This window comes from Plantactinospora solaniradicis, from assembly GCF_042658085.1.
Taxonomy (GTDB): domain Bacteria; phylum Actinomycetota; class Actinomycetes; order Mycobacteriales; family Micromonosporaceae; genus Plantactinospora; species Plantactinospora solaniradicis.
In genome coordinates, this window is the sequence record NZ_JBHSPR010000008.1 from 461,348 (window position 1) to 483,577 (window position 22,230).

Genomic DNA, 22,230 nt, shown 5'->3' on the forward strand with positions numbered 1-22,230 from the left:
CGGAGCCGGAGCGGCACGGGGTCACTTCGACGGTTCGGGCACGTCACACTCGAGTTCCGGGTTCAGGCCGATGTAGTTCAGTGGGCCCGCGATGACCGTCACGATGGTGGTCCCGACCTCGGCGCAGTTGTCGTTGTTCCGGTCGAAGTATCCGCGTTGTCCGGCCGCGATCGCGCCGATGATCAGCCAGATCAGTACGATGACGCCGCCTATCGATCCGTACCGCATGAGAGCCTCCCAGCTAGGGAATGGGATCGAGCCCGGCGTGGGGATCCACCGGGTTCGAGGATCCTGATACCCATTCCCGGATCACACGCAAACGCCGTCCGGCCTGGCTCAGCGGAGCCGGTGCGGTCCGGCCCCCTCCGCGCCGAGCACGTCCCGGGGGTTGACCAGCCTGCACTGCTCGAACGACAGGCAGCCGCAGCCGATGCACTCGGTGAACAGGTCGCGCATCCGTTCCAGCCGGGCGATCCGGTCGTTGAGTTCGGTGCTCCAGCACTCGGAGGCGCGGAGCCAGAACTCGCGGGTGGGTGCGACGTCGGCGGGAAGGAAGCCGAGGACCTCTCCGATGACCGAGAGCGGGATGCCCACGCTCTGCGACGCCCGGATGAAGGCGACCTTGCGCAGCGTGGTGCGGTGGTAGCGCCGTTGGTTGCCGGAGGTACGCCGGCTGTTGATCAGCCCCTGCCGTTCGTAGAACCGGAGGGCCGACGCGGGTACGCCGCTGCGCTCGGCCAGTTCACCGATCGTGATCTCTTCCGCCTGCCAGGAGATTCCCGCCACCGACCCAGGCTAGCTTGACTTGAACCTTTGTTTAAGTCCGAGCCTTGGAGGCGGTTCCGCCGGAACCAGCCGGCGACAGAAGAACCGGCACCGTTTCCACAGGGGGAGGAACAGTGACGACCGAACGAGGCACGATCCTGGTCACCGGGGCGACCGGCAACATCGGCCGGCATGTGGTGCGCGGACTGCTGGCGGCGGGTGTCGCCGTACGGGCGGTGGTGCGCGATCCCGAGGGTGCCGGCCTGCCCGACGGCGCGGAGGCGGTACGCGGCGACCTGACCCGCCCGGAGGAACTGGCCGGGGCGCTGGCCGGCGTCGACACGGTGTTCCTGCTCTGGCCGTTCCCCACCGCCGAGGGCGCCGCGATGCTCCTGGACGTGATCGCCGCGCACGCCCGACACGTCGTCTACGTCTCCTCGATGTCCATCCGGGACGACCAGGAGCCGGCCGCGAACGGCGTCTGGGGCGAGATCGAGCAACTGATCGAGAAGTCGGGGCTGACCTGGACCTTCCTCCGCCCCGGAGGCTTCGCCACGAACACGCTGGAGTGGGCGGGCCAGATCCGCGCCGACGGAACGGTCCGCTGGGTGTACGGCGGCGCCGGCCGGTCGTTGATCCACGAGCGCGACATCGCGGAGGTGGCGGTCCGGGCGCTCACCGAGCCGGCGCACATCGGGGCGCGGTACGTCCTCACCGGCCCGGAGGTGCTGACCCAGGAGGAGCAGGTGCGGATCATCGGCGAGGTGATCGGTCGTCCGGTGCGCTGGGTGGAGATCCCGGTGGCGCAGGCGCGACAGATCCTCGTCGACACGTGGGCGAATGCCGACTTCGTGGACGGAGCGTTCGGGTACTGGGCGACGCTGGTCACCGATCCCGAGCCGGTGACCCGGACGGTCGAGGAGGTCACCGGGGTGCCGGCGCGGACCTTCCGGGACTGGGCCGTCGACCACGCCGACGAGTTCCGGCCGCTTTCCGTCCGGCAGATCGCGGACCGGTACGTGTCCTTGATCCGTAAGGGCCGGTTCGACCTCGTCGGCCAGCTGATGGCGCCGGACGTGCTGCGGATCGCGCCGATGGAGACCGGGGGAGCGCCGGTCGAGCTGCGCGGAATGGCGTCGATCATGGACAACAGCCGGCGACTGAACGCCGACACCGAGATGCACCGGGTCGAGGTGGCCGGTCCGTTCCTGGACGGCGACCGGTTCGCCGTCAGGTTCACCTTCGACGAGACGCACCTGCCGACCGGGGTACGCGGCACGACCAGCAAGATGTCGCTCTACACGGTGAGCGGTGGACTGATTGCCCGGGAAGAGGTGCACTACTTCGACCCGCCGCGCATGCTCGGACAGCAGGGAAGAGGAGATTAGATGATCGAGGACGAGGTACGGGACAGTCCGACCGGCTGGGTCTCGGCGCACATCCGTCGGTATCTGGAGAGCGACGGCCGCGACGGGCACGACTACAACGGCTTTCCGACGCTGCTGCTCACCACCCGGGGCCGGAAGACCGGCACGCCGCGCAGGACCGCGCTGATCTACGGCCGGGACGACGACCGGTACGTCGTGGTGGCCTCGAACGGCGCCGCCGTCCACAACCCGCAGTGGTACCTGAACCTGACGACGGATCCCGAGGTACGGGTGCAGGTCAGGGCCGACCGGTTCAACGCCCGGGCCCGACTCGCCGAACCCGGCGAACGCCCCCGGCTCTGGCAGCTCATGGCGGGGATCTTCCCGATGTACGAGACGTACGCCGCCAAGGCGCCCCGACAGATTCCGGTGGTGCTGCTGGAGCGCACCTGAGTCGATCCGCCGCCACGGCCGCTCCCCGTGTTTCGATGAACCCAGGCGGGCGCGCCGGGGCTGTCGAGCCGGCGGAGACAGGGGAGGTGCGATGGACGGTCCACCTTCCGGATCCGCCCCGGCGACCGCGGAGGCGTACGGGCGGGCGGTCAATCGGCACCGCTACGGCGACGGGGCCGAGGTACGGCGGTACGTCGCCGATCCGTACCACCGGATCCGCCGGGAGATCGCCGTGCGGATGCTGCTCGACGGGGTCGCCCCGACGCACCGGGCGGCCCCGTCCGGTCCTGGCGGGCGGGGACCGTCGGCGGGTCGCCCGGCGCTGCTGGAACTGGGCTGCGGATCGGAGAGCATGCTGGCGGACGTACCCGATCCACCCGGGCCGATCGTCGTCGCGGACCTGGCAATCGACGCGTTGGGCCTGGCCCGGCGGCCGTCGGTCGGAATCCTCTGTCTGGACGCGACCCGGCCGCTGCCGTTCCGGGACCGCTCGCTCCGTGGCGTGCTGATGGGTGAACTGATCGAGCACGTCTACGATCCGGTCGCGTTGCTGCGGGAGTGCCGGCGGGTGCTCGTTCCGTCCGGCCTGCTGGTGCTGACCACGCCGAACCTCGCGGCCCTGCAGGACCGGGTCGGCTTCCTGGCCGGCCGGGCGCCACGGCAGGTGAATCCGCTGCACCCCTACCTCTGGCTGCACATCAGACCGTTCACGGTCTCGCTGCTCCGTGAGGTGTTGCGCCGGGCCGACCTGGAGCCGGTCCGGGTGCGGTCCAACTACGTCGGGTGGCGGCTGCGCGGGGGCCGCTGGGTGAAGTCGCGTACCCTGGCCCGGCTGTTGCCGGGGCTGGGTGGCTCGTTGGTGATCGCGGCACGACCGCGGTGAGGTCGTCCTCGATCCACATTGGCGGGTCCGACATCTACAAAGGGCTATTATGAGCAAATCGCCGTCGGCCGGGAGTTGAAATGGCGCGCCTTCTCAGCTGGGTCGCCAGCAATCTCGACGCCTTCTTCGGGTTGGTCGTCGCGATCACCGTCAGCATTCTCGGGCTGACCGACGACGCCAGTGAGGACGTCGTCAACAGCGCGATCCTGCTGATCCTGGCACTGCTCGCGCAGGCCCTGCTGCGGGAGCGGTGGCGACGGGACACCGCCGAGAAGGCGACCCGGAAGATGCTGGCCGAGAGCGCCGCCCGGATGGACGCGCTGCTGCCGCACCTCGCCGCGATCTCCGCGGACGACGGCGTGCTCGCCCGGGCCCGGACCGCGATCGACAGCGTCTCGATGGTACGGGTGCTCAACGGCGCCGAGGTCGGACACGCGCACGCAGAGGCGCGGTCCCAGACCGACCGGTGGCAGTTCAAGGGCGGCACCGGCACCTTCACCCGGGCGGTCACCCTGCCGGAGTGCATCGAGCACGCCCGGCGGCGCAACGGCACCCTCGACTTCGGCATCGAGATCATCGACCCCACCGACGAGCAGGTGTGCGAGCGCTACGCGCAGTTCCGGCGCAGCCTGTCGCCTCGGCCCGACGCCACCGGCGAGCGGTGGACGGTGGACCGGACCCGGAAGGAAGCCTTCGCCACCGTGCTCGCCGCGTGCTGGCACCAGCAACGGTCCGGCCTGCTCAACATCGACGTACGACTGTCCAGTCAGATGAGTACGTTCCGGTTCGACCTGTCGTCGAGTTGCGTCATCATCACCCAGGAGAATCCGCAGACTCCGGCACTCCGGATAGATCGCCGCGAAATCTACTACCATCGTTATAGCATTGAGTTGCAGTACAGCCGCGAGCAGAGCCGTCGGGTCCCGATCGAGCAGGCTAAGCAGGTGCCGCTGGACGACGAGCCGTCGGTCGAGCAGACCCGGAGGCTCTTCATGGCACTTGGTGTCCCCCTACCGCGAGCCTACGGCGATCGGGAGGTATCGGACATCATCGTCAAGGCGATCCAGGCGAGGAATCCGTACGAATGATGAACTATCCCGAGCTCTACCGGGAGATCGGTCGTGGTACCGGGAGCGGCCTGGTGCACACCTGGGTGATCGACGTACTGACCGAGATCGCCGAAGGCCGGCACCAGCTCAGGGCGGTACGCCATCCGCTCGGGTTCACCTGTCTGCCGGTCGATCGCAGCGGCGACGACGGGATCTGCGTACACCTGTGGGCGGCGGACCGCCCGGCCGTGCACCCCGTCACCTCGGCCATCCACTCACACAGCTGGGACCTGCTCAGTCAGGTGCTCTACGGCGAGGTACGCAACGAGATCATCGACGTGGCCGACACCACCGCCGAACCGACGCACCGCGTCCACGAGGTGCACAGCCGGGGCGACCTGGACGAGATCCGGCCGACCGCCCGGCTGGTCCGGGCCGCTGTCGGCACCGTGGAGCGGCACGCCGCCGGTGCCACCTACGCCCTGGAGGCCGGCAGGTTCCACACCTCCGAGGTGCCCGACGGGCGGGAGGCCGTCACCGTCGCGCTCGGCCGGACCGCGCCGGGCGCCTGGGACCTCAGCCTCGGGCCGCTGCGGGGGCGCACCGAGCAGACCCGGCGGGAACGCTGCGACGCGGCCGAGACCGCCCGGGCGGCCCGGTCGATCGCCGAACGGGTGGCGGCACACGCATGACAGGTGACGACCGGTAACGACCGCGGAGAGCTGGAGGACTGGCGATGGAGCGCACGTGGACCGTGGCGGGGACCTCGCTCGACCTTCGGGAGGCGCAGCGGTTCGCCGTCGAGGCGGCCGAGGCGGCGGGCCGGTTGCTCTGGGAGGGCTCCCGGGGCGACCTCAACATCCGCGAGAAGGGCACCGCCGGCGACCTGGTCACCGATCTGGACCTCGCGGCGGAACGGCTGATCGTGGACCGGATCCGGCGACGGTTTCCCGACCACGAGATATTCGCCGAGGAGGGCGGCCGGTACGCCGCCGAGGACGGTGCCTGGACCTGGCTGGTCGACCCGCTCGACGGCACCAACAACATCGCGATCGGCCTGCCCGCGTACGTCGTGGGGCTGGCGCTCTGCGCGGACCGTGTCCCGGTGCTCGGCGTGGTGCACGATCCCGTGTCCGGGCGGACCTGGTCGGCGGTGCACGGCCACGGCGTCTCCGTACATTCCGGTTCGGTCGGTCCGGTACCGCTGCGGGTGCCGCACCGCCCGGTGCCGGCGGCCCCGGTGCTGGCCTGGACCCAGGGACACGAGGTACGCCGGGACGACAGCACCCTGCGCGCGCTGAAGGTGGTGCTGGACAGCACCGCCCGGCGGGTACTCCAACTCTGGGCGCCGCTGCTCTCCTGGGTGATGCTGGCCCGGGGCGACATCGACGGGATCATCGGCTACCGGCCGGAGGCGGTGGACCTGCCGGCCGGGGTGCTGCTCGCGGTCGAGTCCGGCATGGTGGTGCGCAGCCTCGACGGCACGGAGTTCGACCCCCGGATCGGCAACCCGGCGGACCGGCGCAGCTTCGTCGCCGGCCCACCGGAGAGCATCGACCGGCTGGTCAAACTCGTCACCGCCGCGCAGTGGATCGAACCCGAGGTACGTCGACTGACCCCGGTCAGCCTCTCCAGCGTCGGCTGGTGACCGTCGCCAGTTCGGACGACGGCCCGCCGACGCCCACGAGGTGATCCACCTCGTACAGATCCCGGACGACCGGTTGTTCTAGGCTGCGTGGTCATGGATGAGGTGTCTGGGGCGGGGCTCCTGCGGCACGAGCCGCGATACGACGGATTCGTGGCGGCTCCCGGTCAGCGGCAGGAGGTGGCCGAGGCGATCGACCGGCACCTCGCCACGCACTTCGGACCGATCGCGTTCGTCCTGCACGAGTTCGCCTCGCACCTGGTCGGGGTGCACGTTCACGTGATCGGACCCACTGCGGAACGCCCGTACCAGACGCTGGTCACCTCGGGGATGAGTGAGCGGCCGATGACGGTACCCCCGGGGCGTGGAATCAGTCCGTACGCGGAGCTGATGCTGTGCCTGCCGGCGGACTGGCCGCTGACCCAGGCGGCGCTCCACGACGAGCGGACGGGCTGGCCGATTCGGGTGCTGAAGCAGGTGGCGCGGCTGCCACACGAGTACGGGACGTGGATCGGCGAGTGGCACTCCGTACCCAACGGGGATCCCGCACTGCCGTACGCGCCCGGTACGCCATTCGCCGGAGTGGTCGTCACGCCGATGCTCAACGTACAGCCCGAGGCGCGGACCATCGACGTCGCGGACGGGACGCGTATCGAACTGCTCGCGCTGATCCCGCTGCATCCCGCCGAGGTGGCACTCAAGGTGTCGCAGGGCACGGACGCGCTGATCTCGGCGCTCGATCGGGGCGGAGTCAGCGAGCTGCTGGACCCGGCCCGACCGTCGCTCGTGTGACGTCGCCGATCCGAGCTGGGCGCCGGGCAACGGGATCCGGTGGTGGCGTCCGGGTCAGCAGATCCAGCAGTAGAGCGCGCCCCTGGTGCGTTCCGCGTCCGCCGACAGAGCTGCCAGCTCACCGATGAGGTCGTGGGCCAGCTCGTCCTCGATCTCCTCGTCGTCCTCGGCCCGTAGCGCGATCCACCGCTCGACGACGTTGGCGAGCGTGTCGTCCCGCAACTGCGCCAACGCCTTCGTGAGTGGGGGAGGGACGAGCAGAACCAGAGGTCCGTCGCCGTCGCTCAGCACGTCCGGGCCCCCGGCGTCGATGACTTCGTCGAGGTCCCGGTCCAGCAGAATGCTCTCCCACTCCGCGAGCGTCGACCAGACATCGAAGTTGCCGTAGGTGGCCGGCTTCAGGTCTGGCCCGGGACCGTCCTTCGCGACACTGGTGGCAACCGCGTCGTCCGGAGCGACGAAGAACTCGATGATCGAACTCATCCGCTGATGATGCCAGGCCGACCGCGTACCGGGGGCCCGTGCTATCCGGGCTGGACGGAGAGGGCGTGCCGGAAGATGTTCCGGGGATCCCAGCGGGCCTTCACCCGTTGCAGCCGGGGGTAGTTGGCCCGGTAGTACAGCTCGGACCACGGCACCCCGGAGGTGTTCCAGGCCGGGTCCGCCAGGTCGACGTCCGGATAGTTGATGTAGGAACCGTCGTTCGCGTCGTCCGGTGTGGGCACCCCACCGGTGTCGGCGTACATGTCCCGGTAGAACTCGCGGATCCAGGCCAGATGCGCGGTGTCCTCGGCCGGATCGGCCCAGCCCGCGAGGTAGAACAGTTTCATCACCGAGTTGCGCTGGGCGGTGGCGGTCGCCGCCGAGGCGACGGTGTTGATCTGCCCGCCGTAGGTGTTGAGGCTGACTGAACCGGCCGGGTTGGCGTAGTCGGCGCGGGTCAGGTGGTGGTAGGCGGCGGCGAGTTGCCGGTCGGTGAAGCCCCGGCGCAGGTAACCCGCCTTGGTCTTCAGCCGCCATCGCCTGCCGTCGTCGCCGTTGCCCCGCAGCGCCGAGGCGAGCCACGGCAGGTTCTCCTGGGTGCGGACCGGCGCGACACCGACGCCCTCGCCCAGGGCGGTGACGTGCTCGTCGAGCAGCCGCACGGCATCCGGGGCTCCGGCGACCTGGCCGATCAGCGAGTGGTTGCCGGCCGGGCGACGGGACAGCACCAGTTCGCTGTACAGCCTGGCCTGGGCCGTGCCCGGACCGCCGTGACGTTCGCACCAGGTACCGAAGTTCCGGGCCAGCCGGCGGAAACCCCGTTCGTCCATGCCCTCCCACGGCCACTGGACCGTGAAGCTGAGCACCGACCCGGGTGGCCGGGGCAGCAGCCGGGCCGGGTCGTTCCCGGGTACGCCCGGCGACCGGAACCAGTACCGGGTCACGATGCCGAAGTTGCCGCCGCCGCCACCGGTGTGCGCCCACCACAGCTCCCGGTTCGGGTCGGCCGGTTCCCGGCTGGCGAAGACCGTACGGGCGGTACCCGACCGGTCCACCGTCACCACTTCGACGGCGTACAGATGGTCGACGACGAGTCCGTGCAGCCGGGACAGCGGGCCGTAGCCGCCGCCCGCGACGTGCCCGCCCGCGCCCACTCCCGGGCACGAGCCGCCGGGCACCGTCACGCCCCAGCCGAGATACAGGCGGCGGTACACCTCGCCCAGAGTGGCACCGGCCTCCACCGCGAACGCGGTGCGGAGCGGGTCGTAGTAGACCCCGGTCATCCCGGACAGGTCGATCACCAGCCGGACCGCCGGACTGTCCACGAAGTCCTCGAAGCAGTGGCCGCCGCTCCGGACCGCGACCCGACGCCCGGTCCGTACGGCGTCCTGCACGGCGGCGACCACCTGCTCGGTCGAGCCCACCACCCGGATCTCGTCCGGGGTGCCCACGAAGCGCCGGTTTCCGCGTCGGGTCAGATCCGGATAGCGCGGATCGTCCGGACCGACCCGCACCGGACCCAGCGGCGGCGGGCCGCCGGCGATCGACGGGCCGGCGATCGCGGGCCGAGGGGAGAGTCCCTGCTGGACGGTCAGGCCGGCGGCCGTCACCGCGGCCGCGCGCAGCAGGACGTCTCGGCGACTGTGTGCACTCATCTGGTGGGTTCCCTCCGAAGCCGACTCGCCCTGCGAACCAGGGCCGTCGATCACGGTAGGAAGATCTCGGCGGTCCCAGAATCCCGCTGGCAACCGGAGTCCGGCTCCGGCTGGCCGCCGAATCCGCCGGGGGACACCCGCACCGACGAAAAGTAACCGCCTCGTCGCCTCGCCTGCCCCAGGGGTGTTAGGAAGGGGCCCTTCTTATACAGAAAACGATAAGAAGGGGCCCTTCCTTACAGCTCTGCCGCGCAGGACGACGGCGCGGGGAGTGTCGAGTTGGTGGAGGTCGGCGCGGGGGTCCTCGGCGTAGACGGTGATGTCGGCGGGGGCGCCGGGGGTGAGACCGGGTAGGCCGAGATAGGCGCGGGCGGTCCAGGATGCCGCGCCGAGGGCGTCGTGTGGGCGTACGCCTGCGACGACCATGGCGCGGATCTCGTCGGCTATCCGTCCGTGTGGCCGGGTGTCGGTGCCGGCGAGCAGGGTGACTCCGGTCTCGGCGGCGGCGGCCACCAGCGGACCGTGTGCGGTGGCGCCGCCGACGTACCAGCGGCGGTGCGGGCTGTCCGGCGCCGCGCGCATCCGACCCAGTGCCGCGTTGACCGCGGCGAGCGTCGGCGTCAACGCGGTGCCCTGGGCGGCCATCCGGGCCAGGAGTGCCGGGTCGAGGCACAGGCCGTGTTCCAGCGAGTCCACCCCGGCGGCCACCGCTCCCGCGGCGCCCTCCGGCTGGGTGGCGTGCACGGCGACCCGGCCCCCGACGGTGTGCACCGCGTCCACGACGGCGCGCAGCACCGGTACCGGCACCGGTTCGTCACCCGGCGCCCAGTCACCGATGATCTTGGCCCATCCGGTCCGGGCGGCCTGTGCCGCGGCGACCCCGGGCAGCTCCGCGTGGTCGACCCGGTGGCCCCAGTCATCGAAGAACTGACCGTGCTGGGCGATCCACGGTCCGGCGTGTACGGCACGCGGCAGCTCCGGATCGACACCGAACCAGTCCGGTGGCTGCCCGGCGAGACCGGGCGACCGGATCAGTGCCACCCCGGACTCCGTGTGCCGGCGCAGGTCCTCGCGCAGCAGCTTCTCGTCCAGCGGCTGGCCGGGAAGCTCGGCTCCCGGATGGGTGTGCGCGTCGACCAGGCCGGGCAGCAGCCAGCCCTCGGCGACCAGCTCGGCACCCCGGACCGGGTCGGTGGTCCAGCGGTCCCCGTCGGCGAACAGGTCGACCCACTCGCCGTCGGGCAGGGCGCGGCCGCGTACCCGCAGCACGGTCATCGCGGTCGACCGGCGCGTACGGCGATCGGACCCGGCTCGGCCCGACGTGACGATGTCATGGCGGACCACACTACCGCCGGGCGCGCCGGCCCGTGGGGGACGACGTCGGGGCTCCGGGGCGCGGTGGCGGCACTCGGGCATGCTCGGTGTCATGGCTACTGCTTCCGGGACCCGGGTGGACCGGTGGGAACGCCGGACGGCCGGCGTACTGACCACGCTCGCCGTGCTGTTCATCGTGGCGTACGCGGTGCCGATCCTCGAGCCGGACCTGCCCGGCGGCTGGCGGGTGGCCTGCGAGGTGGCCGACGCGGTCATCTGGGGCCTGTTCGGCGTCGACTACCTCGTCCGGCTCGCGCTCAGCGTCGACCGCTGGCGATTCCTCCGGTCCCACCTCTTCGACCTCGCCGTCCTGGTCCTGCCCGTGCTGCGACCGCTGCGGATGTTGCGCCTGGTGACCGCGCTGCTGGTGCTCAACCGTCGGACGGAGGCATGGACCCGGGGCCGCCTCGCCGTCTACGTCGGCGCCACCACCGTGCTGCTCGTCGGCGTCGGGGCGCTGGCGATCCTCGACGCGGAGCGGGGCAGCCCGGACGGCAACATCTCGAGCTACCCGGACGCGCTCTGGTGGGGTGTCGTCACCATCACCACCGTCGGGTACGGCGACTTCTATCCGACGACGGCCTCGGGTCGGCTGGTCGCGATGAGTCTGATGATCGGCGGGATCGGCCTGATCGGGTTCGTCACCGGATCGCTGGCCACCTGGATCGTCGAGCGGATCTCCACCACCGAGAGTTCGACCGAGGCGACCAAGGCCGATGTGGCGGCCCTGCTGACGGAGATCCGACACCTGCGGGCCGAGGTGACCGCGCTGCGGCGGGGCGACGACGCGGGAACCGCCCCGGACCGGTCGCCGGAGCCCACCCGGCGGGTGCCGTACCAGGGGGTGGCGCCGGACGCGTCGTGACGGCGGGACCGGGCCGGGGCCGCTCAGGAGACGAGCAGCAGGGCGCCGACGGTGGCGGTGGTGCAGCAGACCGCCAGTACCAGTCCGGTCGCCATGAACTTGCCCAGTGGCACCCGTACGCCGTAGGCGGCGCAGCGCTCGTACCAGATCAGGGTCGCCAGCGAGGCCCACGGGGTGGCCAGCGGACCGACGTTGGTGCCGATCAGCAGCGCGAGCAACTGGGTGTGGTTGGCGAACGGCACGACGGCCTCGCCGGCGACGTAGGCGGGAAGGTTGTTGACCACATTGGACAGGACGGCGCCGGTGGCACCGGCCCGGAACGCGCCGGCCGCGCCGGGGTCCGTGCCGACCAGCGCGCCGACCAGGTCGTTCAGGCCGTACCGGCCGACGGTCTGGAGCACCAGGAACAGGCCGGTGACGAAGACCAGCAGCCGCCACGGGACCAGGGCCAGCCCCAGCCGCTCGCGGGCGCGTACCGCGAAGCCGAGGATGACGATGGCGGCGGCCACCGCCGAGGCGAGCCCGATCTCCACCCCGAACAGGATGCCGGCGACGAAGAGCAGGCAGGCCGCGAAGGCCGTACGGTAGAGCGCCAGATCGGCCGGGGGCTGCGGCGTCGGCGGCTCGAACCGGTCGGCCCCGCGCTGCCCCCGCCGCCAGTACCAGATCCACAACGCCACCATGGTGACCGTGATCGCGACGAGCTGGGGCAGCCACATCCGGGCGGCGAACGGTATCGGCTCCAGCCTGACCCGCCAGGCGGCGAGGATGTTCGTCAGGTTCGACACCGGCAGCAGCAGGCTCGCCGTGTTGGCCAGCCAGACCGTGGTCATCGCCAGCGGCACCGCCGGGATGCCCAGCCGGACGGCCAGCGCCAGCATCACCGGGGTGAGCAGCACCGCCGTGGTGTCGAGGTTCAGCGCGATCGTGGTGACCGACGCGAAGAGTACGCAGAGCAGGAACAGCGCAAGGTAGCTGCCCCGGGCGACACTGGCCAGCCGGCCGGCGATCACGTCGAACACCCCGGCGGTCGCGGTCAGTTCGGCAACGATCACGATCGTGCCGAGGAAGAGCAGGATCGGCATGATCCTGGCCATCGTGTCGTCCGCCTCCGGCGCCGGCAGGAGACCGGTCAGGACACAGAGCAGCCCGACGGCCAGCAACCCGACCGAGATCCAGTCGAGCACGCCGAGCCGGCCCAGCCACCGCCGCCACCTCGGCGTGCCGTCGTTCGGCGCCGGCATCCCGGCGGGATCCGGCACGGCGTCGGCCGTCTCCGGCGTGGCGTCGGGATCCGCTGCGGCGTCGGCCGACCCCGGCATCCCGGCGGCGAGTGAGCCGGCACCCGCCGGTGACGTGGGCAGGCCGGCGGACGGACTCGACCGGCGGCGGCTGGCGGAGGGGGGCGGGCTGCCCGGATCGATGCCCACAGGGCAGGATCTTCGCACACCGTGCCGCCGGGGACCGAAGGCCGAGCACGATCTACCGGTTCCAGAGGTACGGACGGAGAGCCGTCGGCCGGCATACTGTCCGGGTGGTAGGTCGCGTGCAGCCAGGCCGGGCCGAGCGGTCCATCGATTTCTTCATCAGCTACTCCCCGGCCGACGAGCGCTGGGCAACCTGGCTCGCCTGGGAGTTCGAGGCCGCCGGATACCGGACGATGTTGCAGGCCTGGGACTTCGTGCCCGGCACCAACTTCATCGACTTCATGGACCGGGGTGTCCGGGAGGCGGCGGTGGTGGTCGCCGTCCTCTCCGAACGGTACCTGCGGTCCACCTACGGCAAACTGGAGTGGCAGGCCGCGCTCCGGGCCGACCCGAGCGGCACCGGCAACAAGCTGGTGACGGTCCGGATCGAGGACTGTCCACTGGACGGGCTGCTGGCCACCATCACCTACGTGGACCTGGTCGGCGTCGCCGATCCCGCCCAGGCCCGGGGGCGGGTACTGGACCGGATCCGGCAGGCGCTCGACGGCCGGGCCAAGCCGGACCAGCAGCCGGTCTTTCCGCAGCCCCGGTCGGCGACGACCGGAGCCGGCCAACTGCCGGAGCCGGTCGCGGCCGGGCTCGGACGCCGACCACGGTCCCGGCGTACGCCGATCAACCCGCCGCAGTTCCCGCCGGCCGCCGGCTCCGGGCCGGGTACCCGCAACGCGCTGACCGTGCTCCAGGTGGCCGGTCCCCGGTTCGGTCGGGGGGTGATCGAGCCCGGCGCCCCGGTCACCCCCGGCGAGCTGCAAGAGAACATCATGGGCGAGCTGACCCTGCTGATGAACGACGGCGTGCCCCGACCCGACCTGATCGTCGTGGCCGGCAACCTCACCGAGTCGGGTAGCGCCCGGGAGTTCGAGGACGCGCTGAGCTTCCTCACCGGACTGCGGGTACTGGTCGGGCTGGAGCCGCACCGGCTGGCGGTGGTCCCCGGCGCCCGGGACATCACCCGGGCCGCGAGTCGGGCCTACTTCGCCACCTGCGAGGCCGACGACATCGACCCGCAGCCGCCGTACTGGCCGAAGTGGCGGCACTATGCCCGGCTGTTCGACGAGATCTACCAGGGGCTGGAAGAACCGATCTTCGACAGTGAACAGCCCTGGACCCTGTACGCCGTACCGGACCTCCAGGTGGTGGTGGCGGGGCTCAACTCCACCGTCGCGGACAGTCACCGCGACGAGGACCACTACGGACACCTCGGCGAGGCCCAGGCCAGCTGGTTCGCCCAGTGGCTGCGCCCGTACCAGCAGACCGGCTGGCTGCGGCTCGGGGTGATGGCACACGACCCCGGCGACGCCGGGCCGTACGCCGGAGGTCTGCTCACCGGCCCGGAGTCGCCGCTGCGCGACGGCGCCACCTTCGGCCGGCTGGTCGCGCCGATGCTGAACCTGCTGATGTCCGGGGCCGCGCCGTCCGGTGGCGCGGCCGACACGGCGGTGCCGGTCGCGCCGCCGGTCACGGACGGACGCGCACAGGTGCTCCGGCTCGGTCCGACCGGCCTGACCCGCTGGGTGCTCGGCCGGCACGACCGGTACGACGCCGGCGAGGAGATCCCGCGCCGCTGGTCCCGGGTCGAGGCGACCTTCGGTACCACCGGTCCGGCCCAGGTACCCGGCCAGCGGGTGTCGGGGGTCGACGAGGGCCCGGCCCAGGGGTCCGGGCCAACCGGTCCGGGTCAGGGCGGCGACGACCGGGCGGAGTTCGGGGTGGACGGCCCGGACCAGCGGCCCGACCCGGCCGAGGAACTGCTCGACCGGATCGCCGAGGTCTGCGAGGCGCGGCACGACCGGGTGTTGATCCGGCGGGTCGGCGGGCAGCGGACCGGCGGACAGTCGAACGGCGAGCGGGCCGGTGACCTGCCGCACCTGTTCCTGACCTACCGCGAGGACGGCGTGGTCCGGCAGCAGCGGGTCGGGGTGAGTCTCGGCCAGCCGACCCCGGCCGAGGTCGACGCCTTCGCCCGGCGGGTGCACGCCGCGAACCCGGAGATCAGCTCGGAGCTGGTCTACGACGGCCCCCGGTTGCCCCGCGCCCAGTACGACGACGCGCTGCGCCGGGGTGTCCGGGTGCTGAACCTGACCGAGTTCCAGGGTCTGCTGGACCTGCGCGACTACGTCGCGGCGCAGACCGCCCGGTTGCAGGCCGACCAGCTCTACCCACCCGGCCTGTACGTGCCGCAGCGCTACCGCCATCTCGTCGGCGGGGAGCAGGGCGTCCAGGAGGACGTGGTCGAGGAACTGCTGGGGATGATGACCGCCCCGGACGGCCGGTTCGCCCTGGTGCTCGGCGATTTCGGCCGGGGCAAGACCTTCGCGTTGCGTGAGCTGGCCCGACGGCTGCCGACGGCCGCGCCGGACCTGATCCCGATCCTGGTGGAGCTGCGCGCGCTGGACAAGGCGCACTCGGTCGACGGGCTGGTCGCCGCCCACCTGGCCAACCACGGCGAGCAGGTGATCGACCTCAAGGCGTTCCGGTTCATGCTCCGGCAGGGGCGGATCGTGCTGCTCTTCGACGGCTTCGACGAACTGGTCGCCCGGGTCACCTACGATCGCGCGGCGGACCACCTGGAGGCGCTGCTCCAGGCGGCCGACGGCAACGCCAAGGTCGTGGTCAGCAGCCGTACCCAGCACTTCAAGACCAACTCACAGGTGCTCACCGCACTCGGCGAACGGGTCGGGCTGTTGCCGCACCGCCGGGTGCTCAACATCGAGGACTTCACGCCGGGGCAGATCCGTACCTACCTGCGGCACCGCTACGGCGGCGACGAGCAGGCCGCCCAGGAGCGGATGGACCTGCTGCGCGGCGTACAGGACCTGCTCGGGCTCTCCCGCAACCCGCGGATGCTCGGGTTCATCGCCAACCTGGACGACCGTCGGCTCGCGGCGGTCGCCGGGACGAGTGCCACGTTCAGTGCGGCGGCGCTGTACCGGGAGATCCTCCAGTCCTGGCTCGACTTCGAGGAACGGCGGACCCAGGGGGTGCCGGGCGCGCCGGTCAGCCTCGGCCGGGCGGAACTCCTGGTCGCGGTGACCCGGCTCGCGCTGCGGCTCTGGGAGAGCGGTGAGTCCTACCTGCGACTGGCGGAGATCGCGGAGGTCGCCGAGACGCTGACCGACCTCGCCGAGTTCCGGCTGTCCCGGCAGCAGGCGACGCACGCGGTGGGCGCCGGCAGCCTGCTGGTCCGTACCGACGAGGGGTTGTTCGGCTTCATTCACGCCTCGGTGGTGGAGTGGCTCGTCGCGAACGACCTGGCCGAGCGGCTGAACCGGGGCGAGTCGCCGCAGGCCCTGACCCGCCGGCCGTTGTCCCAACTCACCGTGGACTTCCTCTCCGATCTGGCGAACGCGGCGCGCTGCGAGCAGTGGGCTGGCCGGATCCTCGGCGACGAGACCGCCAACGAGACGGCGCGGGCGAACGCGCTCCGGCTCAGCGCCCGGTTGCGGCTGCCGTCCCGGGCCGACCTGCGTGGCGCGTCACTGCGCGGGGAGGATCTCTCACATCGGGAACTGGCCGGCGCGGACCTGAGCGAGGCGGACCTCAGCGACGCCCGGCTGGTCGCCACCAACCTGCGCGGTGCCAACCTGCGCGGTGCCCGGCTGGTCGGCGCCCGGCTGGACCAGACCAACCTGGTCGACGCCGACCTGCGCGGCGCGGACCTGACCGGTGCCCGGTTCCTCCGGGCCGACCTGCGCGGGGTCGCGGTGCTGGGCAGCAGTTGGCACCGGGCGTCGCTGATCGACGTGCAGGCCGACCGGCCGCTGCTGATCGCCCCGGAACTGCGCGGCGCGGTGCTGGCACCCGGCCGACCGGTGGTGCCCGGGTTGGCCCCGCCGGCCGTCGGCGTCGCGTACGGCTTCGAGGTCGGACGCATTCCGGACCCGGTCGCGTACGGCCCGGACGGCACGACGCTCGCGATCGGCAGCGACGACGGCGGCGTGCTGATCTGTGACACCGCCTCGGGGCTGCCGGTCCGGACCCTCCAGGGCCACCGCGGCCGGGTGTACCTGGTGGACTACGACATCACCGGGCACCAGTTGGTGACCGCCTCGGCCGACCTGACCGTCCGGCTCTGGGACGCGGACCACGGCGACCTGCGGCACGTGCTGGAGGGCTTCCGGGACTGGGTCTGGCCGGTGACGGTGGACCGGTCCCGGGGCACGCTGGCGGTCGGCGACGCGGCGGGCACGGTCCGGGTCTTCGACACCGACACCGCCGAGCCCCGATACGAGTTGACCGGTCACGTCCCGCCGATCTGGACCGCCTCGTTCAGTCCCGACGGAACGCTGCTGCTGGTGGGGGACAGCGCCGGGGTGGTCCGGGGTTGGGACCTCGGCACCGGCGAGCTGCGTTACGCCAAGCGTGACCCGGAGGTCGGGTACCGGGTGCGGATCAGCCCGGACGGTGCCCTGCTGGCCGTCGCCGGGCAGGGCGGCCGGATCCGGATCAGCGACACCCGTACCGGCGAGGACCGGTTGGTGCTGCGCGGCCACGAGGCGGACGTCTACGCGCTGGACTTCGACCCGACCGGGGCGCTGCTGGCCTCCGGCGACATCCAGGGATCGGTACGGCTCTGGGATCCGGGGACCGGCCGGGCGGTCCGGACCCTCGCCCGGCAGACCGGGGCGATCTACAGCGTCCGGTTCAACGGTGCCGGTGAGACGCTGGCCGCCGCCTCCAGCGACGGCGGGGTACGGCTGTGGGACGTACCGACCGGGCAGCTCCGGCACGAGTTGAGCCGGCACCGGGGTTCGGTGTGGCCGGTCGCGTTCCACCCCACCGAGGACCAGTTGGTGACCAGCAGCAACGACGGCACCACCCGGCTGTGGGACGTGCGCTCCGGTCAGTGCCAGCACACGCTGCGCGGGCACGGCCGGCGGGTCACCTCGGTGGCGTTCCGGGAGGACGGGTCGATGCTGGCCAGTTGCGGCAACGACGGCGTCGTCCGGTTGTGGGACCCGCGGGGAGGGCGCTGCGTCCGGGAGATCGCGGGTACGTCGGACCGGTTGATCTCGGCCGTCTTCTGCCCCGGTACCCCGATTCTCGCCGCCGCCAGCGGTGACGGTGGCGTGCACCTGTGGAACGTGGAGACCGGTGTCGACGAGCGCGAACTCGACGTGGACACCGACCATGTCTGGGCCGAGGCGTTCAGCCCGGACGGGGACGTGATGGCGACCGCCAACGACGACGACACGGTGCGACTGTGGTACCGCACCACCGGCCGGCAGATCGGCACGTTGAGTCCACACCGGGGCCGGGTCCGCTCGGTCGCGTTCAGCCCGGACGGTTCGACGATCGCGACCGGTTGCGACGATCGGCTGGTGCGGCTCTGGGACGCCGCGACCGGCACCTGCCGGCACACCCTGGAGCACCACACCGACCGGGTCTACGCGGTGGTGTTCAGCCCGGACGGTGGCCTGCTGGTCAGTGCGAGCAACGACGGCACCGCCGCGCTCTGGGACACCGGGACCGGTGCCCGGGTGCGGGTGTTCACCGAGCACACCGGTCGGCTCTGGTCGGCGGCGTTCAGCCCGGACGGCAAGCTGCTGGCCACCGCCGGTGACGACCTGGCGATCCGGTTGTGGGATCCCCGTACCGGACGTCGGCACGGTTCGCTGGGCGGGCACAGTCGGCGGGTCTGGTCGGTGGCGTTCAGTCCGGACAGTACGCTCCTGGCCAGTGCCGCGGACGACGGCAGCGTACGGCTCTGGGACGTGGCCGATCCGGAGCACGCGCAGCCCCGGCTGACCCTGCTCGGGCTGCCGGAGGGCTGGGCGGCGCTGAGCCCGGACGGGCGGTACAAGTTGGAAGGTGACGCCGCCGGCCAGTTCTGGCACGCGATCGGCACCTGTCGGTTCGAGACCGGTGAACTCGACGCCTACCTCACCCAGGTTCGCCGGTTGCCGGCCGACGCACCCTTCTAGACGGTCTCATCTGCCTGGACGGTCCCATCTCCTAAACGGTCTCATCTTTGGACGGTCCCGCCGTCCCGATTTTCCGGACCGTCGGCGCACCAGCATGAATGGCGGTATAACGGGACCAACACTGAAATTCCGGCACGGCCGGTCCTCGGCGTGCCGCGACTCGCGAAAGGCTCGACCATGCGACCGCTTCGGGTGCTGCGAATCATCTCCCGGATGAGCGTCGGTGAGGCTGCGCCGCAGGTCAGCGCGTTGATGCGCGGCCTGGACCCGGACCGTTTCGAGCAGCGTCTCTACGCCGGCCCGGTTGAGGCGGATGAGCGGGACTACCGGCGGCTGGGTGCCGCCGACGTGCCGGTCCGGGTGCTCCCCGCGCTCCGGCGCTCGGTCCGGCCGGTGGACAACCTCCGGGCCCTGACCGCCCTGGTCGCGGCGATCCGCCAGTTCCAGCCGGACCTCGTGCACACCCACGACCTGCGCAGCGGGGTGCTGGGCCGAGTAGCGGCGGCGACCTGCCGGGTGCCGATCCGGGTGCACAGTTTCCATGGTCATCCGCTGCCCGGCCCGCTGTCGCCGCGAGGGCTCGCCCGGCTCGTCGGCGGTGCCGAGGCGACCCTGGCCTGGACCAGCCACGCCCTGGTCGCGGTGGGTGCCCGGGTACGTGACGACCTGCTCGCCGCCCGGATCGGACGACCACACCAGTACACCGTGATTCCGCCGGGGGCGAGCCTGTCGCCCGTACCGGACCGGGACCGGGCCCGGCGGGTGCTCGGGCTGGACGGGGCCGGGCCGGTGGTGGCGTACGTCGGACCGGTCACCGCGGTCAAGCGGCTCGACCGGATCCTGGCAGTGGCCCGGACGGTCCGGCGCACCATGTCCGGCGTCCGGTTCGTGGTCTGCGGCGACGGTGACCGGTTGGCCGAGACGACGGCCCAGGCGCTGGCCGACGGGCTCGACATCACGTTCCTGCCCTGGCGGCCGGACATGGAGACCGTCTACGCGGCGGCCGACCTGGTCCTGCTGACCTCGGACCAGGAGGGATCCCCACTGGCACTGATCGAGGCCGGGCAGGCCGGTCGGCCCGTCGTCGCCACCGACGTCGGCGGCACCGCGGAGGTGGTCCGGCACGGTCGGACCGGACTGCTGTGTGATCGCCGGGACTACGACGGACTGTCCCAGGCGGTGCTACGGCTGCTGGGTGACGACGAGCTGCGTGCCACGATGGGGCGGGCGGCGCTGGCCGAGACCCGGGAGGCGTTCGGCACGCCCCGGCTCGTCGCGGCTACCCGCGACCTCTACCACCGGCTCGCCATGGCCCGGGGCTGCTGGCCGACCGAGCACGTCGAACCGGTGGTCACGCTCGCCCGCGCCCGTTGACTCGACGCCGCCGTTCGAGCTGCGGGACCGCTGGTGCGGCGCCGCCGTTCGAGCTTCGGGACCGCTGGTGCAGCGCCGCCGTTGGAGGTGCGGGACCGTCGGCTCAGAGCCGTTCGACGTTCGGGCCGGTGCACCGGTTGCGGCTGTCGAAGACGTAGGAGGCGGTGCGGGTGATCGACTCGTAGTCGACGCCGTCGTGGTCGGTGACCACGATGACCGCATCGGCGGCCCGGACCTCCGGCTCGGTCGGCTCCACGACCGTCACCCAGGCCGGGATCTGCTGCGGGTCGGCGTGGGGTTCGACCGCCCTGACCCGCGCGCCGAGGGCGTGCAGCCGATTGGCCAGGTCGACCGCGGGCGAGTCCCGTAGGTCACCGGTGTTCTTCTTGTACGCGAGGCCGATCATCAGCAGGGTGGCGCCGTTCAACGGCCGACCTCGGGTGTTGAGACCGGCCATCACCCGCTGGGCCACGTATTCGGGCATGGTGTGGTTGATGTCGCTGGCCAGCTCGATGAACCGGAACTGTCGGCCCAGCCGCCGCTTGACCTGCCAGGAGAGGTAGCAGGGGTCGATCGGCAGGCAGTGCCCACCGGTCCCGGGTCCAGGTGTGAACGACATGAAGCCGAACGGCTTGGTGGCCGCCGCGTCGATGGCCTGCCAGATGTCGATGCCCAGTTGGTGGCTGAACACCGCCAGTTCGTTGACCAGCGCGATGTTGACCTGGCGGAAGGTGTTCTCGATCAGCTTGGTGAGTTCGGCGACCCGGGTCGAGTCGACCGGCACGGTCCGCCGCACGATCCGGCGGTAGAAGGCGTCGACCCGGGCCAGTGCCGCCGGGTCCATCCCGGAAACCACCTTCGGGGTGTTGTCCAGGCGCCAGGTCGGGTTGCCGGGATCGATCCGTTCGGGGCTGTAGCCGAGGTGGAAGTCACCCGGGCTGCGCAGCCCGCTGCCCTGTTCCAACAGCGGCAGCAGCAGTTCCTCGGTGGTGCCGGGATAGGTCGTCGATTCCAGGATCACCGTGGCGCCGGGCCGGAGGTGCGGGGCCAGCGCGGTGCCGGCCTGCTCGACATGGCTGAGGTCCGGCACGCCGTCCCGCAGCGGGGTCGGCACGCTGATCACGCAGACGTCGAAGTCCGTGGCGTCGGCGTAGTCGCTGGTCGGCAGGTAGCGCCCGGTCGCCAGCGCCTGACCGAGCCGGAGGTCGGAGATGTCCTCGACAAAGGACTCCCCGATGCCGAGTCGCTTGATCCGGGTGGTGTCGAGGTCGAGCCCGACGACATCCAGGCCCGCCTCCACCGCGGAGACCGCGAGCGGGAGACCGACGTACCCCTGACCAACGACAACCAGCTTTTCCCTGCTCATGCGGGCCCCCACCGTACAGAATCGACGTGCTGCACACCTTAGGGCGATTTATCGTTGATCACTGTTGAAACGGGCATAAAGGTAAGTATTTCGTGCTCTTCCAGCCAGGGAAGAACTACGGGTGGTGGAGGCGCTACCAATGGTGAAGGACAGGGCCGGGGTTGCCGGGCGGGTCAGCCCCCGTCCGGATCGACCGGGCCGCCGGTCGGCGGGTCGTCGGGTCCGTCCGGGGGAGTCGTCGGCACCGGGTTGGTGGGCTCTGCCGAGCCGGTGGGCTCGGCCGTCGGTTCGGTGTCCGGCTCGGGCTCCGGACTCGGCGTCGCGGACGGTGTCGGCCGGGGAGTGTCCCTCGGCCGGGGTGGCGGAACGTTCCCGCCGCCGCTCGGGGTGGTGGCCGTCTCCTCCGGCACGCTCGGTTCGACGGTCGCGCTCACGCTGACGGTCGGGGAGGGCGTCGCGCCGGTCGCCGGCGACCGGTCGTCCGCCCGGAAGGCGATCAGGGCCGTCACGGCCGCCGCCGTCAGCCCGACGACGGCGGCGATCCCGGCCAGGGCCAGGACGCCGAGGCTGGGTTCACGGGACTGGTCTTCCGACGGCACGACGGGATTGTCGGCGAGGGTGCCGCCACCGGATCCCCGGCGGGCCGAACCGATCCGGGTGGCGCCGGCGACCGCCGCCTTCCGGGGGCCGCCCTCCCCGTCGTCCGCCGCGTCCGCGGCAGCGACCTCCGGGTCGCGCGCGGCGGCCC

At 71.7% G+C, this 22,230-nt stretch carries 19 protein-coding genes and 1 pseudogene (1 of these 20 running past the window's edge); 11 read left to right on the forward strand and 9 right to left on the reverse strand.

Features of this window, described 5'->3' with window-relative positions; all coding sequences use genetic code 11:
• Window positions 1-21: 21 nt before the first annotated feature.
• Together ACFP2T_RS11790 and soxR are read right to left on the reverse strand one after the other, a co-directional pair.
• Window positions 22-228: a hypothetical protein gene (locus ACFP2T_RS11790; RefSeq protein WP_377420682.1), complete on the reverse strand. Its 207-nt coding sequence runs from the start codon at window positions 226-228 to the stop codon at window positions 22-24.
• A gap of 108 nt (window positions 229-336) precedes the next feature.
• Window positions 337-786 carry a redox-sensitive transcriptional activator SoxR gene (gene soxR, locus ACFP2T_RS11795; protein WP_465264259.1) on the reverse strand — a complete coding sequence of 150 codons (450 nt, stop codon included), beginning with the start codon at window positions 784-786 and terminating at the stop codon, window positions 337-339.
• A gap of 113 nt (window positions 787-899) precedes the next feature.
• Here soxR and ACFP2T_RS11800 point away from each other — a divergent pair.
• The 8 genes and pseudogenes from ACFP2T_RS11800 to ACFP2T_RS11835 form a co-directional block, all read left to right on the forward strand.
• Window positions 900-1,748: pseudogene (locus ACFP2T_RS11800) on the forward strand (NAD(P)H-binding protein); the annotation flags it as partial.
• Window positions 1,749-1,769: 21 nt separating this feature from the next.
• Window positions 1,770-2,153 (forward strand): nuclear transport factor 2 family protein, encoded by a 384-nt coding sequence (locus tag ACFP2T_RS11805; RefSeq protein ID WP_377420928.1) that lies wholly within the window; start codon window positions 1,770-1,772, stop codon window positions 2,151-2,153.
• Complete coding sequence (locus ACFP2T_RS11810; RefSeq protein WP_377420684.1) at window positions 2,154-2,585, forward strand: nitroreductase family deazaflavin-dependent oxidoreductase; 432 nt, start codon at window positions 2,154-2,156, stop codon at window positions 2,583-2,585. It begins immediately after the preceding gene.
• 91 nt (window positions 2,586-2,676) lie between these two features.
• The gene (locus tag ACFP2T_RS11815) at window positions 2,677-3,468 is read left to right on the forward strand and encodes a class I SAM-dependent methyltransferase (RefSeq protein WP_377420686.1); all 792 of its coding nucleotides are present in this window, start codon (window positions 2,677-2,679) and stop codon (window positions 3,466-3,468) included.
• Between the two features lie 80 nt (window positions 3,469-3,548).
• Window positions 3,549-4,556 (forward strand): hypothetical protein, encoded by a 1,008-nt coding sequence (locus ACFP2T_RS11820; RefSeq protein ID WP_377420688.1) that lies wholly within the window; start codon window positions 3,549-3,551, stop codon window positions 4,554-4,556.
• Window positions 4,553-5,209, forward strand: a complete 657-nt coding sequence (locus ACFP2T_RS11825; RefSeq protein WP_377420690.1) for a hypothetical protein — start codon at window positions 4,553-4,555, stop codon at window positions 5,207-5,209. Before ACFP2T_RS11820 ends, ACFP2T_RS11825 begins: the two co-directional genes overlap by 4 nt.
• A 44-nt stretch (window positions 5,210-5,253) precedes the next feature.
• Window positions 5,254-6,165 carry an inositol monophosphatase family protein gene (locus ACFP2T_RS11830; RefSeq protein ID WP_377420692.1) on the forward strand — a complete coding sequence of 304 codons (912 nt, stop codon included), beginning with the start codon at window positions 5,254-5,256 and terminating at the stop codon, window positions 6,163-6,165.
• Window positions 6,166-6,258: 93 nt separating this feature from the next.
• The gene (locus tag ACFP2T_RS11835) at window positions 6,259-6,954 is read left to right on the forward strand and encodes a suppressor of fused domain protein (protein WP_377420694.1); all 696 of its coding nucleotides are present in this window, start codon (window positions 6,259-6,261) and stop codon (window positions 6,952-6,954) included.
• 54 nt (window positions 6,955-7,008) lie between these two features.
• Here ACFP2T_RS11835 and ACFP2T_RS11840 read toward each other — a convergent pair whose 3' ends face one another.
• The 3 genes from ACFP2T_RS11840 to ACFP2T_RS11850 all read right to left on the reverse strand — a co-directional run bounded on the left by ACFP2T_RS11840 (window position 7,009) and on the right by ACFP2T_RS11850 (window position 10,367).
• Window positions 7,009-7,437, reverse strand: a complete 429-nt coding sequence (locus ACFP2T_RS11840; RefSeq protein ID WP_377420696.1) for a hypothetical protein — start codon at window positions 7,435-7,437, stop codon at window positions 7,009-7,011.
• A gap of 41 nt (window positions 7,438-7,478) precedes the next feature.
• Window positions 7,479-9,092, reverse strand: coding sequence for an FAD-binding oxidoreductase (locus tag ACFP2T_RS11845; RefSeq protein WP_377420698.1), 1,614 nt, complete (start codon window positions 9,090-9,092; stop codon window positions 7,479-7,481).
• A 204-nt stretch (window positions 9,093-9,296) separates the two neighbouring features.
• On the reverse strand, window positions 9,297-10,367 hold the full coding sequence (locus ACFP2T_RS11850) for an amidohydrolase family protein (RefSeq protein ID WP_377420700.1): 1,071 nt from the start codon (window positions 10,365-10,367) through the stop codon (window positions 9,297-9,299).
• 151 nt (window positions 10,368-10,518) lie between these two features.
• Between ACFP2T_RS11850 and ACFP2T_RS11855 the strand changes: the two genes are divergently transcribed.
• Window positions 10,519-11,331, forward strand: a complete 813-nt coding sequence (locus ACFP2T_RS11855; protein WP_377420701.1) for a potassium channel family protein — start codon at window positions 10,519-10,521, stop codon at window positions 11,329-11,331.
• A gap of 23 nt (window positions 11,332-11,354) precedes the next feature.
• Here ACFP2T_RS11855 and ACFP2T_RS11860 read toward each other — a convergent pair whose 3' ends face one another.
• Window positions 11,355-12,761 (reverse strand): ArsB/NhaD family transporter, encoded by a 1,407-nt coding sequence (locus ACFP2T_RS11860; protein ID WP_377420703.1) that lies wholly within the window; start codon window positions 12,759-12,761, stop codon window positions 11,355-11,357.
• Between the two features lie 116 nt (window positions 12,762-12,877).
• Between ACFP2T_RS11860 and ACFP2T_RS11865 the strand changes: the two genes are divergently transcribed.
• Window positions 12,878-18,742 carry a WD40 domain-containing protein gene (locus tag ACFP2T_RS11865; protein ID WP_377420704.1) on the forward strand — a complete coding sequence of 1,955 codons (5,865 nt, stop codon included), beginning with the start codon at window positions 12,878-12,880 and terminating at the stop codon, window positions 18,740-18,742.
• Window positions 18,743-18,955: 213 nt separating this feature from the next.
• On the forward strand, window positions 18,956-20,116 hold the full coding sequence (locus ACFP2T_RS11870; protein WP_377420706.1) for a glycosyltransferase: 1,161 nt from the start codon (window positions 18,956-18,958) through the stop codon (window positions 20,114-20,116).
• 103 nt (window positions 20,117-20,219) lie between these two features.
• Here ACFP2T_RS11870 and ACFP2T_RS11875 read toward each other — a convergent pair whose 3' ends face one another.
• The 3 genes from ACFP2T_RS11875 to ACFP2T_RS11885 form a co-directional block, all read right to left on the reverse strand.
• Complete coding sequence (locus ACFP2T_RS11875) at window positions 20,220-21,482, reverse strand: nucleotide sugar dehydrogenase (protein WP_377420708.1); 1,263 nt, start codon at window positions 21,480-21,482, stop codon at window positions 20,220-20,222.
• A 173-nt stretch (window positions 21,483-21,655) separates the two neighbouring features.
• The gene (locus ACFP2T_RS11880; RefSeq protein ID WP_377420710.1) at window positions 21,656-22,081 is read right to left on the reverse strand and encodes a hypothetical protein; all 426 of its coding nucleotides are present in this window, start codon (window positions 22,079-22,081) and stop codon (window positions 21,656-21,658) included.
• Window positions 22,003-22,230: the 3' end of a serine/threonine-protein kinase gene (locus ACFP2T_RS11885; RefSeq protein WP_465264260.1), read on the reverse strand. It continues 741 nt past the right edge of the window; only the last 228 of its 969 coding nucleotides appear in the window; the start codon falls outside the window, past its right edge; it ends in the stop codon at window positions 22,003-22,005. Before ACFP2T_RS11885 ends, ACFP2T_RS11880 begins: the two co-directional genes overlap by 79 nt.